The sequence below is a fragment of the Burkholderia sp. AU16482 genome, from assembly GCF_002223285.1.
Classification (GTDB): Bacteria; Pseudomonadota; Gammaproteobacteria; order Burkholderiales; family Burkholderiaceae; genus Burkholderia; species Burkholderia semiarida.
In genome coordinates, this window is the sequence record NZ_NKEY01000006.1 from 1,948,604 (window position 1) to 1,960,834 (window position 12,231).

Annotated in this window: 10 protein-coding genes; 4 read left to right on the forward strand and 6 right to left on the reverse strand. The window is 66.9% G+C overall.

All coding sequences use genetic code 11. The features are described 5' to 3' along the window. The first annotated feature begins 32 nt into the window (after window positions 1-32). Both betB and betA read left to right on the forward strand, forming a co-directional pair. Window positions 33-1,502 carry a betaine-aldehyde dehydrogenase gene (gene betB / locus CFB35_RS26030; protein ID WP_059583225.1) on the forward strand — a complete coding sequence of 490 codons (1,470 nt, stop codon included), beginning with the start codon at window positions 33-35 and terminating at the stop codon, window positions 1,500-1,502. A 16-nt stretch (window positions 1,503-1,518) separates the two neighbouring features. Then, window positions 1,519-3,219: a choline dehydrogenase gene (gene betA / locus CFB35_RS26035; protein ID WP_059583226.1), complete on the forward strand. Its 1,701-nt coding sequence runs from the start codon at window positions 1,519-1,521 to the stop codon at window positions 3,217-3,219. 74 nt (window positions 3,220-3,293) lie between these two features. Here betA and CFB35_RS26040 read toward each other — a convergent pair whose 3' ends face one another. The 6 genes from CFB35_RS26040 to CFB35_RS26065 form a co-directional block, all read right to left on the reverse strand. Continuing rightward, window positions 3,294-4,409 (reverse strand): hypothetical protein, encoded by a 1,116-nt coding sequence (locus CFB35_RS26040; protein ID WP_059583228.1) that lies wholly within the window; start codon window positions 4,407-4,409, stop codon window positions 3,294-3,296. A gap of 238 nt (window positions 4,410-4,647) precedes the next feature. Further along, on the reverse strand, window positions 4,648-5,151 hold the full coding sequence (locus tag CFB35_RS26045; RefSeq protein ID WP_059583230.1) for a hypothetical protein: 504 nt from the start codon (window positions 5,149-5,151) through the stop codon (window positions 4,648-4,650). Window positions 5,152-5,272: 121 nt separating this feature from the next. Further along, window positions 5,273-6,097, reverse strand: coding sequence for an OmpW family protein (locus CFB35_RS26050; RefSeq protein WP_059583231.1), 825 nt, complete (start codon window positions 6,095-6,097; stop codon window positions 5,273-5,275). Between the two features lie 73 nt (window positions 6,098-6,170). After that, complete coding sequence (locus CFB35_RS26055) at window positions 6,171-7,424, reverse strand: DUF2957 domain-containing protein (protein WP_059583234.1); 1,254 nt, start codon at window positions 7,422-7,424, stop codon at window positions 6,171-6,173. 71 nt (window positions 7,425-7,495) lie between these two features. Next, on the reverse strand, window positions 7,496-9,106 hold the full coding sequence (locus tag CFB35_RS26060; protein ID WP_059583235.1) for a DUF2957 domain-containing protein: 1,611 nt from the start codon (window positions 9,104-9,106) through the stop codon (window positions 7,496-7,498). 632 nt (window positions 9,107-9,738) lie between these two features. Further along, complete coding sequence (locus CFB35_RS26065) at window positions 9,739-10,035, reverse strand: cupin domain-containing protein (protein WP_059583237.1); 297 nt, start codon at window positions 10,033-10,035, stop codon at window positions 9,739-9,741. 425 nt (window positions 10,036-10,460) lie between these two features. On the opposite strand from CFB35_RS26065, the gene CFB35_RS26075 reads away from it, so the two are divergent. Both CFB35_RS26075 and CFB35_RS26080 read left to right on the forward strand, forming a co-directional pair. Then, complete coding sequence (locus tag CFB35_RS26075; RefSeq protein ID WP_059583239.1) at window positions 10,461-11,405, forward strand: ABC transporter ATP-binding protein; 945 nt, start codon at window positions 10,461-10,463, stop codon at window positions 11,403-11,405. A 3-nt stretch (window positions 11,406-11,408) separates the two neighbouring features. Next, complete coding sequence (locus CFB35_RS26080; RefSeq protein ID WP_059583240.1) at window positions 11,409-12,170, forward strand: ABC transporter permease; 762 nt, start codon at window positions 11,409-11,411, stop codon at window positions 12,168-12,170. Window positions 12,171-12,231: the final 61 nt, after the last annotated feature.

Consider the following 12,231-nt stretch of genomic DNA (forward strand, 5'->3'; position numbering starts at 1 on the left):
CGCGCCACGCAGTCGCCTACCAGGAGATCCTCATGTCCGTATACGGTTTGCAGCGCCTCTACATCGGCGGCGGTTACGTCGACGCCACCAGCGGCAAGACTTTCGACACCTTCGACCCGGCCACCGGCGAGCTGCTCGCGCAGGTGCAGCAGGCGAGCGCGGCCGACGTCGACCGCGCCGTTGCGTCCGCGCGGGAAGGCCAGCGCGAATGGGCGGCGATGACCGCGATGCAGCGCTCGCGCATCCTGCGCCGCGCGGTCGACCTGCTGCGCGAGCGCAACGACGAGCTCGCGGCGATCGAAACGCGCGACACCGGCAAGCCGATCGGCGAGACGCTCGCGGTCGACATCGTCACCGGCGCCGACGTGATCGAGTACTACGCGGGCCTCGCGACCGCGATCGAAGGGCTGCAGGTGCCGCTGCGCGCCGAGTCGTTCGTGTACACGCGCCGCGAACCGCTCGGCGTGTGCGCGGGCATCGGCGCATGGAACTACCCGATCCAGATCGCGTGCTGGAAGACGGCGCCCGCGCTCGCGGCCGGCAACGCGATGGTGTTCAAGCCCAGCGAAGTCACGCCGCTGACCGCGCTGAAGCTCGCGGAAATCTATACGGAAGCCGGCGTGCCGGCCGGCGTGTTCAACGTCGTGCAGGGCGACGGCTCGGTCGGCGCGCTGCTCACCGGCCACCCGGACATCGCGAAGGTGTCGTTCACCGGCGGCGTCGAAACCGGCAAGAAGGTGATGTCGCTCGCCGGCGCATCGTCGCTGAAGGAAGTGACGATGGAGCTCGGCGGCAAGTCGCCGCTGATCGTGTTCGACGATGCGGACCTCGACCGCGCGGCCGACATCGCGGTAACCGCCAACTTCTTCAGCTCGGGCCAGGTCTGCACGAACGGCACGCGCGTGTTCGTGCACCGCTCGATCAAGGACGCGTTCACGCAGAAGGTGCTCGAACGCGTGAAGCGCATCCGCGTCGGCAAGCCGACTGATGCCGACACCAACTTCGGCCCGCTCGTGTCGGCCGCGCAGCTCGACAAGGTGCTCGGCTTCATCGAAAGCGGCAAGGCCGAGGGCGCGAAGCTGCTCGCGGGCGGCACGCGTCTGACCGATGGCCACTTCGCGAACGGCCAGTACGTCGCGCCGACCGTGTTCGGCGACTGCCGCGACGACATGAAGATCGTGCGCGAAGAGATTTTCGGGCCGGTGATGAGCATCCTCGATTTCGAATCGGAGGACGAAGTGATCGCCCGTGCCAACGACACGCACTATGGCCTCGCGGCCGGTGTCGTGACCGAGAACCTGTCGCGCGCGCACCGCACGATCCATCGCCTCGAAGCGGGCATCTGCTGGATCAACACGTGGGGCGAATCGCCGGCCGAGATGCCGGTTGGCGGATACAAGCAATCGGGTGTCGGACGCGAGAACGGCATCACGACGCTCGAGCACTACACTCGAATCAAGTCGGTGCAGGTCGAGCTCGGCCGCTACAACCCGGTGTTCTAATACAAGGAGAGCCGTCATGACGACACGCGAATACGACTACATCATCTGCGGCGCAGGTTCCGCGGGCAACGTGCTCGCGACGCGCCTGACGGAAGATCCGAACGTCACGGTGCTGCTGCTCGAAGCGGGCGGCCCCGACTACCGCTTCGACTTCCGCACGCAGATGCCGGCCGCCCTCGCCTACCCGCTGCAGGGCCGCCGCTACAACTGGGCATACGAGACCGATCCCGAGCCGCACATGGACAACCGCCGGATGGAATGCGGCCGCGGCAAGGGGCTCGGCGGCTCGTCGCTGATCAACGGGATGTGCTACATCCGCGGCAACGCGCTCGACTACGACAACTGGTCGACACACAAGGGCCTCGAGAACTGGACGTATCTCGACTGCCTGCCGTACTTCAAGAAAGCCGAGACGCGCGACGTCGGCCCGAACGACTATCACGGCGGCAGCGGCCCCGTGTCGGTCACGACCAGCAAGCCGGGCGTGAACCCGCTGTTCGAAGCGATGGTCGACGCGGGCGTTCAGGCCGGCTATCCGCGCACCGACGACCTGAACGGCTATCAGCAGGAAGGCTTCGGGCCGATGGACCGCACCGTCACGCCGAAGGGCCGCCGCGCGAGCACCGCACGCGGCTACCTCGACCAGGCGAAGATGCGGCCGAACCTCGAGATCGTCACGCATGCGCTCGCCGACCGCATCCTGTTCGACGGCAAGCGCGCATCGGGCGTCACGTACCTGCGCGGCACCGAGCGCGCGACCGTGCATGCGCGCCGCGAAGTGCTCGTGTGCAGCGGCGCGATCGCGTCGCCGCAACTGCTGCAGCGCTCGGGCGTCGGCCCCGGCGCATGGCTGAAGGAACTCGACATTCCCGTCGTGCTCGATCTGCCCGGCGTCGGCCAGAATCTGCAGGACCACCTGGAGATGTACATCCAGTACGAGTGCAAGGAGCCGGTCTCGCTGTACCCGGCGCTCAAATGGTGGAACCAGCCGAAGATCGGCCTCGAATGGATGCTGAACGGCACGGGCCTCGGCGCGAGCAACCACTTCGAGGCGGGCGGCTTCATCCGCACGCGCGACGACGACCCGTGGCCGAACATCCAGTATCACTTCCTGCCGGTGGCGATCAACTACAACGGCTCGAACGCGATCGAGATGCACGGCTTCCAGGCGCACGTCGGCTCGATGCGCTCGCCGAGCCGCGGCCGCGTGAAGCTGCGCTCGCGCGACCCGAACGATCACCCGAGCATCCTGTTCAACTACATGGCCGAAGCGCTCGACTGGCGCGAGTTCCGCGATGCGATCCGCGCGACGCGCGAGATCATGCGGCAGCCCGCGCTCGACCGCTATCGCGGCCGCGAGCTGAACCCGGGCGCCGACTGCAAGAGCGACAAGGAACTCGACGCATTCGTGCGCGCCCGCGCGGAAACCGCGTTCCATCCGTCGTGCTCGTGCAAGATGGGTTACGACGACATGGCGGTGGTCGATGAAGAAGGCCGCGTGCACGGGCTCGACGGGCTGCGCGTCGTCGATGCGTCGATCATGCCGATCATCACGACCGGCAACCTGAACGCCCCGACGATCATGATCGCCGAGAAGATCGCCGACAAGATCCGCGGCCGCACGCCGCTCGCGCGGGTCGACGTGCCGTACTTCGTCGCGAACGGCGCACCGGCGCGCAATGTCGCGAAGGCCGTGCGGCAACCCGAGACCGTCTGATCGATCCAGCGCCCGCGCCGGGCGCCGCGATACCCTCCCCCGCGGCTCGCGGCGTTCTCGCCCCGAGCCGCGTTTCATTGCGTCTTCCCGCTTGCGCCGCCTGCCCGGGTTACGGAAACGCCCCGCATCCGTTTCGCACGCACGATCGGGTTCCTGCGCGACGTCAGGCTCATCGCGTCGCGCAGGTGCTCGAATGCCGTATCGTCCTTCGGCCCGAAGCGGCTGACCGCCGGCCACGCGAGCACGTGATCAAGCCATTCCTGCCAGGTGTCGCCATGGAAGCCGCGGCCGATTTCCCGCACCGTATCCGGCGCGGCGATCATGACGCCCGCCAGCAGGTAGTAGGCCCAGAAACTGCCGGCGCCTGTCAGTCGATCGAGCCGGCACACGGATAGCGCGGCGAACAGCCCGTCCACCGACGCAAGATCGGCGCGGTGCGTGCGGATCGCCCGCGCGACGAGGTTGTGCCGGCCGCCGTACGCCTGAACCGAAACGCCGTTGCCCGCGGCAAGTTCTGCCGAAAACATCGCGAATGCGGCCATCTCGTCGATGCGCGCCGCGTCGTCGCGCGGGCCGCATGCGCGCAGCACGATCGCGTCGATGACGGCGCCGGGACGAGTCGGTGCTTCCGTGCTCGTTGCCACGACCGCGGCGAGCCTGTCTCTCAGGTTCTTCGCATTGGGTGTCTCGCGCTGCCCGTCGGGTTCGCTCGCGAGGCGTGCGCCCGCGTCTTCGCCGCTGCATTCGACGCCATCGGCAATCCGTTCGAGCGCGGCCCAGCCGACGTCAGGATCGTCGAATGCGCAGGCATCGATCAGGCCGTGCGCGGTGTCGAATACGGCACGCGAGCCCGGGCAGCGACGTTCGGCTTCGGCGAGTTGCCGGACGGAAGGCACGTGCGAGCACGCGCCGAGCGGATCGGCCGGGTCGCATGCGCAGCCGCCGCCATCGGTCGCGATCCACGGGACGAGCCGGTGCAGGACCGCGGTCGCTTCGCGGGACAGGCTCGCGCCAGTTCCCGCACGTCGCGCGTGCGACGCGACGACGGGCGGGTCGCCGGCGTCGCTCGCGGTCATCGCGCAGGCCGCCGTGTCGAGATGGTCGATCAGGTACTGCAGCCACGCGGCCGTGCGCAGCCGGTCGGGCGTCGCGCCGTGGGCATCGCCATACTTTGCTGGATCGGTAAGCATGGTTCCGGCCAATTGGAATAGTCTCGTTTCAATCGAATCGGGAGGCGCGGTGCGTCACGCCTGCCCTGCAGGTCCGCCCGTGCCGGATCTCGACACGGGCGGCCAACCGGCCGTCACGCGGATAAGCGCGACAACGCGAATACATCGAGGAAGCGAAAACGACAACCCGCGTGCGAACCGCCCGATCCTCACGCACGGCCCTCCCGCGCGGCGGGTCCCCGCTTCGATCGCGCGCCGCTTACTGCACGTGGAACTTCGGCGACGTCAGGATCGTGCCGCCCACCGTGCAGTCCGGCGTCAGCGTGGCGTTGTTGAACGTCAGCGACGAGTTCGCGTCGCTCCACGCCATCACGACCTTGCTCGGCCCGCACGTGCCGAGCAGCGTGACGTTCACCTTCACGTTGTTGATCGACAGTTGCGTCGTGCTGTCGGCCTGCCCCGTCCACGGCGACGTGCTGCTCGCGCTGCCGCTGATCAGGCCGCACGTCGCGCCGCCCGTGAACGTCGTCGAGGTGATGTTGACGATACCGGTCGACGTGATGGTGCCGTTGAACGTCGCATTGCAGGATGCGGTAATCGATCCCTTGCTGAGGTTCGTGAGCCCCGTCGCCGAGAACGGCTCGCCGTTCGGATTCGTCGGTTGGCCGTCGGCGCGCGACACGGTGACGGCGAAAGCAGGCGCGGCCGAAACCGCGGTGAAAGCCACTGCAGCAACAAGCGATACGATTTTGCGAATGCTCATTTGAACTGCCCCCTCTCTTCACAAATGGCGGCACGCCGCCAGGAACGCGACCTTCCGGCCGGAACGATCCGGACAGTTGGTCACAGGAAGCCGCCGGCACGCGTCATGCGCGCCGGTCGGCTCAGAACTTGTAGGAAATCCCGACGAACGTGATCAACGGGTCGGCCTTCAACCGCGTGCGCGTGGTCGCGAGCGTCGAGCCGTCGGCCGCCTTGATCACGAGCGACGAGTAGGTCTTCAGCGGCATGTACGTCAGCGTCGCCGTGAGTCCCCAGTGCTTGTCGATCGCGTAGCTCGCGCCGACGTTGTAGACCGGCGTGAACGACGACGACGCCTTGCCCTCCACCGACGTCGCGCCCGGCTTGCCGGCGCCGGCCGCGAGCACGCTGCCGAGGTTCTCGTTGATGTCCTTCGCGAAGTTGCCGTTCAGTTCGATGTTGCTGAACCAACTGTAGGCCACGCCGATCCCGACGAACGGGCGGAACCTCGCCGTCGGCGAATTGAAGTAGTACTGCAGGATGATCGTCGGGCTCCACTGCCGCGCATTCTTCACGGCCGGCTGGTTCGCCGACTTGTCCATGTCGACGTTGCCGAGCGCGCCGGCCGGGCCCGGCGGCTTGATCACGCCGTGGCCCGTCAGCGTGAACTCGGGCGGCACGCCGAGCACCGACGTCACCGCGATGTGGTCGGTGAAGAAGTGCGTGAGCGTGAGGCCGACCGTATCGGCGTTGTTGACCGTCAGGCTCGTGCCCGGCGACGTGAACGAACCGGGCAGACGCAGCGGCCCGTTGATCGGCATGTTCGCGAGATTCGTCGTGAGCCCGTTGGTCGAATCCTGCGGCATGATGTGCAGCCAGCCCAGCGTCGCGACGTTGTCGCCCGCCTGCTGGGCCGATGCGAGCGTCGACGCGCCTGCGACGACACCCGCGACAATCAGCTTCTTCATGAAGTCTCCCCCTCGTTCCGTCGGGGCGCCGCGTAGTCGCGCGCGGCGCCGCCATGTCTCCATCCACACGCGGTCACTGCACGAACGCGCCGACCGTGAAGTACGGGTTGCGCGTATCGGCCATGTCGAGGAACCCGAACACGCCGCCGGTGAACACGAACTTGCCGGTCGCCGGCCCCGACGCCGCGTCCGCATGCACGGTCGTCACGACGCCCGGCACCTTCTGCGTGTAGTCGAGGTTCAGCGCGCGCGTGAGTGCGGCCTGCGACGCGTTGAACGGATCGAGCAGCGTCGCCTGCGCACCGACGAGCGCGGTCGCGCGGTAGTTGAACGCGCTGTCCACGCCCGTGTACTCGCCGTCCTGCGAACCCTGCGCGATCGCCGTCCGCGGGCTCAGGAACGAGATGCCCGATTCGTCGTCCGCGCTCGGCGGGCCCTGCGTGAGGTCCGCGTTCGCGGCGCCGGTGCGGATGAAGATCGGCACGAGCTGGTTGCGCAGCTTGCCGACGATCAGGATTCCCTTGCCGGCCTTCGCCGGATCGAGCGCGGCGAGCGTCGGCGGAATCTGCGGCTGGTAGTTCAACGACTGGAATGCCGGCGCATCGGGGCGCAGCGTGAACGGCTGGTTCACGGTCGCGCTCGACGCAAGCGGCTGCCCGCCGTTCTTCTTGCCGAAGTTATCGGTTTCCGTATAGCTGCCGTCCGCGTCGATCGTCACCGTCTGGTCGAGCGCCACCGGCTGGAAGTTCTGCGACGGCACCTGGTGATAGCCGAGCTGGTTGTACGTGCCGGCGATCTTCGTCAGGTCGGTTTCCAGCGACGAGAAGCTGATGAACGGGTAGTACGGGAACGTCGTCTTCGGAATCTTGCCGACGCCGATCACGCCGTCGAACTGGATCGTCGCGCCGGGGATCGCGCCGCCCAGCACGCCTTCGCCGAGGAACAGCCGCGCGGGCCGGCTCGGGTCGAGGCTCGCGTTCTGCATCCGGAACGTGCACTGGTTCAGCTTCACCGTCGGCAGCCCCGTCTCGTCGGCCAGCGTGCCGTCGACCACGTTCGCCGGTGCGGTGTCCCGCGTCGGCTGCACGGTACCCGTGGTGGTCGGCACCGGCGATGCGAGGTAGGTCATCCGGTACGTCATCTTCGTCGTGTCGAGCTGTACTTTCACGAGCTCGCCTGACCCGGAGCCGCCGACGAACACCGTGTTGTAGTCGATCGTCTGCGGGCACAGCCGGACCACCGGCGCGGGCGGCGGGTCGCCGTCGCCGCCGCATGCGGCCAGCACGGGCGCGAGCGACGCCGCGGCCATCCAATGCTTCAAATTCATAGGAATCCTCTTGAAATTCGGTTCGCCGGCGGCGACGCGTGCGCCGCCGGTGCTACGTGTTCAATGCGGGGTTACTGGACGAACGCGCCGACCGTGAAGAACGGATTGACCTTGTTGTTGTTGACGACCATCGCGTAGACGTTGCCGGCCGTCACGAGCCAGCCCGTGTCGCCCTTGCTGAAGATCGCCACGTTGCCGTTCGCGCCCTTCGCGTTGAAGTCCTGCGTGGCGGTCACCTTGATCTTGCCGGGCGTGGCCTGCGCATAGTCCAGCGCGAACTGCGAGGTGACCGACGACGTCTGCGGATCGATGAACGCCGCGGTATTGCCCTGGAACAGCGTGGACGTATAGTTCGCGGCCAGCGTCGACACGGCGGTACCGTCGTTGCAGCTTCCGGCTTCCGACATGAACACGCCGTTGACGAACGCACCAGGAAGGTCCGGGTGCGGGACGGACGGATCGAAGCTCGGCCGCGCCAGCGCGATCGCGTTCGGCTGCCCGTTGGAGGTCACGATGCCGCATGCCGATGCGCTGGTCGCGCCGATGTAGCCGCCCTTCAGCGAATTCGCCGCGATCGCGCTGGCCGACGACAGCATCGAGATCCCGACTTCGGCATCCGCGACCGACGCGAGCAGGTTGGTCGGATCGACGTGCGTGTAGCCGACACGAATCACGATCGGCACGCGTACGCCGTTCAGCTTGCCGACGATCATGATGCCCTTCGCCTGACTCGGCGCAATCACGAGCGATGCGCCCTGCCCCGCGACCGGATACACGAGCGTGCCGAACTGGTCCGGGACCGCGCTGCTCACGAACACGTTGTCGGCCGACCCGTCCGCGTTCTTGCGCAGCACCCACGGCGACCCGGTCGTCTGGCACGAGTAGTCGCTGCCCTGGGTAATCGTGCATGAGCCGTCCGCATTGAGCGTCTGGTTCCAGTTGACGACGTCCGGCTCCCAGCCGACCGGCCCGCTCGAGCTCTGGCCATTGCCGCCGAGCGGCGACAGATGAATGCCGACCTCGTTGTAGTTCCCCGCGACCTTCGAGAAGTCGGTTTCCGTTTCGACGAAGCCGATGAACGGATAGAAGTCGAACGTGCGCGACGGCACGGTGCCGAGGAACAGACCCGGTACGATCTCGATGCCCGGGAACGCGATCGTCGCCCCCGGAATCCCGCCGCCCACCACGCCGTTGCCCACGAACAGCATCGGCGGATCCGCACGGTTGATCGTCACCGCATACGCGCCGTCGCTCGTCGCGCCGCTGTCGAGCACGAACGCGCAGCGGTTCTGCTCGGCCGTCGGAAGATTGGTCGGATGGTGGAACGCGCCGCTGATCGTCAGGCCCGCGCGCGTGTCGTTGACTTGCCCTGCCGAGGTCGGCACCGACGATTCGATGAACTGCATCTGATAGGTGAGCTTCGTCGTGTCGAACTTCACCTTCACGTACTCGCCGCTGCCGGCGCCGCCCGTGTACGTCGTCGTGTAGTCGAGCGCGTCCGGACACAACTTCGTCACGACGGGCGGCGTCGTGTCGGCGCCGCTCGGCCCGCATGCGCTGCCCGAGCACTGCGGCACGGTGATCGGCCCCGGATCGTCGCCGCCGCCGCAACCGGCGACGAACGGCAGCGCCAGCACCGCACACGACAGGATCGCCTTCCGCCATTCAGGAATGCAAATCATCAACCCCTCCTTTTCAGGTACGACAAATCTCGTCCGGCCGGGCTGCATGGCCCGCCGGTTGGTATCGCGCCGCCGCACGGACGCGCGGCGCATGATGGTGCGCGCATCGCCGCCGCGATGCCGTTCACGCACATGCGGCACACGCCGCGGCGGCGGGCAAGCGCGCTCCCGCGGCGCCGTCATGCGGCACGGCGCCGTCGGAACGATCGAAACGGAAAGTGGCTTGGCCGCTGCGGCTTTGCCGCTACACGGCGAGGCGACGATGCAGGCACGCGATCCGCGGCGCGCCTGCATTCGGCGAAAAATCGGGAAACGGCAGTCCGGCTGGCCCGGCGGATAGGCGTCTCATGATGTGGTCTCCATACGTACGCTTGATTCGTTATCGTGATGCGTCGTTCGTCGAGACTATGATCGGACCATTCCCACAAGTAAATGGATGCAGAGTTCCAAACGAATGAACCCGCGCAATCCTAGCGTTTGTACGGTATTTAACAGATTTTCAAACGGCCTTCATTTTATTTGCTCAGACAAATACCCGGCCCGTGGAACGCGCGTTTGAACGGCAGCCGCCAATCCTCGCCGAGCCAAGCCGGCCGGCCCTGGGCGGCACGCACGCATGCTGCGGCGCAACCTCACACGTCGATGATCGCGAGCGTGCCGTGGCTGCCGGGCAGCACCGCGTGGCGCGTGCCGGCGTGCGCGAGGTACATCTGTCCGGCCCCGACCACGACCGTTTCTCCGTCGACCTCGAGCATCAGCGTGCCGTCGAGCACCAGCAGCCCCTCGTTGTAGTCGTGCACTTCCGCTTGGTAAGGCTGCGCATCCATGCGCAATACCTTGATCCGGGCCGGCCCCACTTCGCCGACGATCGTGGATTTCCATGCGGCGGCCTGTGCGTCCGCCACGGATTTGAAATCGACCAAGGACATGCGCGCCGCTCCCTATCACGATGAAAGGAACGCATTATCGCGAGCGCCGCATGTGCCGTCCCGGTACGGCGCGACGGCCGGCAGGCAGCACAGTCGGTCGGCATGTCGGGCAGCCACGCCGGGCGCGGCCCGATACACGGAAAAGAACCCCGATTGTTCGCATCTTTCAACTAAAACATCGAATCATTGGGAAATCCGCACGTAATCCACGCAAATCCGGCACCGACGCTGCCCGACTTTTCCATCAGAATGCATTTCGATGTGCCGATTGCTAATATGGCGGTCCCGCGATCCCGCACCACCCTGCCGTTCGACATGACGCCCGTTCGCCATGCCGTTCCCGGTCCCGGCCGCTGCGCAGCGGCGGCGGCGCCGGGCACGCGCGGCGCCCGCCGTCGCACCGGGCGGCCGTGCCATCCGTGAGCATGCAACCGATCCTTTCCGTCTCCGACCTCTCCAAGACTTACGCGTCCGGCTTCCAGGCGCTGAAGCACGTGACCCTCGACATCCGCCCCGGCGAGATCTTCGCGCTGCTCGGGCCGAACGGCGCTGGCAAGACGACGCTGATCGGCTCGATCTGCGGCATCGTCACGCCGACCGAAGGCCGCGTGACGGTTGGCGGCCACGACATCCGCGATCAATACCGCGCGGCCCGCGAAATGATCGGCCTCGTGCCGCAGGAGCTGACCACCGACGCGTTCGAAAGCGTCTGGGCCACCGTGTCGTTCAGCCGCGGCCTGTTCGGCAAGGCGCCCGATCCCGCGTACATCGAGAAGACGCTGAAGGCGCTGTCGCTGTGGGACAAGCGCGACAACAAGCTGATGACGCTGTCGGGCGGCATGAAGCGCCGCGTGATGATCGCGAAGGCGCTGTCGCACGAGCCGCGCATCCTGTTCCTCGACGAGCCGACGGCCGGCGTCGACGTCGAGCTGCGCCGCGACATGTGGAAGCTCGTCGATTCGCTGCGCGAAAGCGGCGTGACGATCCTGCTGACCACGCACTACATCGAGGAAGCCGAGGAGATGGCCGACCGGATCGGCATCATCCTCGGCGGCGAGCTCGTGCTCGTCGAGGAAAAGCGCGAGCTGATGCGCAAGCTCGGCAAGAAGCAGCTCACCGTGCAGCTCGAGCACCCGCTCGCGGAGGTGCCGCCGGCGCTCGCGCCGTTCGGGCTCGAGCGCGCGGAAGACGGCGCCGCGCTCGTCTATACGTACGATTCGCAGCGTGACGACGCGAGCATCGCTAAGCTCATCAACGCGCTCGGCTCGGCCGGCATCGGCTTTCGCGACCTGCATACGACGCAGAGCTCGCTCGAGGACATTTTTGTCAGCCTGATCGACAACCGCCGCAACGGCGTGCAAGGAGCCTGACGCATGAACTGGCATGGAATCCGCGCGATCTACCGCGCAGAAATGGCCCGCACGCGCCGCACGCTGATGCAGAGCATCATCGCGCCGGTGATCTCGACGTCGCTGTATTTCGTCGTGTTCGGCTCCGCGATCGGCTCGCGCATCAGCGACGTGAACGGCATCGGCTACGGGTCGTTCATCGTGCCGGGCCTCGTGATGCTGTCGCTGCTGTCGCAGAGCATCTCGAACGCGTCGTTCGGCATCTACTTCCCGCGCTTCACCGGCACGATCTACGAGATCCTGTCCGCGCCCGTTTCGTACTGGGAGATCGTGATCGCGTACGTCGGCGCGGCCGCGTCGAAGTCGATCCTGCTCGGCGTGATCATCCTCGCCACGGCCGGCCTGTTCGTGCCGCTGCACATCCTGCATCCGGTCTGGATGGTGCTGTTCCTCGTGCTGACGGCCGTCACCTTCAGCCTGTTCGGCTTCGTGATCGGCATCTGGGCCGACAGCTTCGAGAAGCTGCAGCTCGTGCCGCTCCTGATCATCACGCCGCTCACGTTCCTCGGCGGCAGCTTCTACTCGGTCGACATGCTGCCGCCCGCGTGGCGCGTCGTCACGCTGTTCAACCCGATCGTCTACCTGATCAGCGGTTTCCGCTGGTCGTTCTACGGGATCGCCGACGTGCACGTGTGGATCAGCCTCGCCGCGACCGCGCTGTTCCTCGTGATCCTCCTCGCGGTCGTCGCGTGGATGTTCCGCACCGGGTACAAGCTGAAGAACTGACGCACGCGTGCGTCGCGCGCGCCGCCCGCCGATGACGCATTTCGGCAAGCGGGCGGCGCTT

Coding starts and splice junctions, on each gene's coding strand:
- CFB35_RS26040 (WP_059583228.1), bottom strand. CDS start 4,409: ATGCTTACCGATCCAGCAAAGTATGGCGATGCCCACGGCGCGACGCCC.
- CFB35_RS26060 (WP_059583235.1), bottom strand. CDS start 9,106: ATGATTTGCATTCCTGAATGGCGGAAGGCGATCCTGTCGTGTGCGGTG.
- CFB35_RS26075 (WP_059583239.1), top strand. CDS start 10,461: ATGCAACCGATCCTTTCCGTCTCCGACCTCTCCAAGACTTACGCGTCC.
- betA (WP_059583226.1), top strand. CDS start 1,519: ATGACGACACGCGAATACGACTACATCATCTGCGGCGCAGGTTCCGCG.
- CFB35_RS26065 (WP_059583237.1), bottom strand. CDS start 10,035: ATGTCCTTGGTCGATTTCAAATCCGTGGCGGACGCACAGGCCGCCGCA.
- CFB35_RS26050 (WP_059583231.1), bottom strand. CDS start 6,097: ATGAAGAAGCTGATTGTCGCGGGTGTCGTCGCAGGCGCGTCGACGCTC.
- CFB35_RS26055 (WP_059583234.1), bottom strand. CDS start 7,424: ATGAATTTGAAGCATTGGATGGCCGCGGCGTCGCTCGCGCCCGTGCTG.
- betB (WP_059583225.1), top strand. CDS start 33: ATGTCCGTATACGGTTTGCAGCGCCTCTACATCGGCGGCGGTTACGTC.
- CFB35_RS26045 (WP_059583230.1), bottom strand. CDS start 5,151: ATGAGCATTCGCAAAATCGTATCGCTTGTTGCTGCAGTGGCTTTCACC.
- CFB35_RS26080 (WP_059583240.1), top strand. CDS start 11,409: ATGAACTGGCATGGAATCCGCGCGATCTACCGCGCAGAAATGGCCCGC.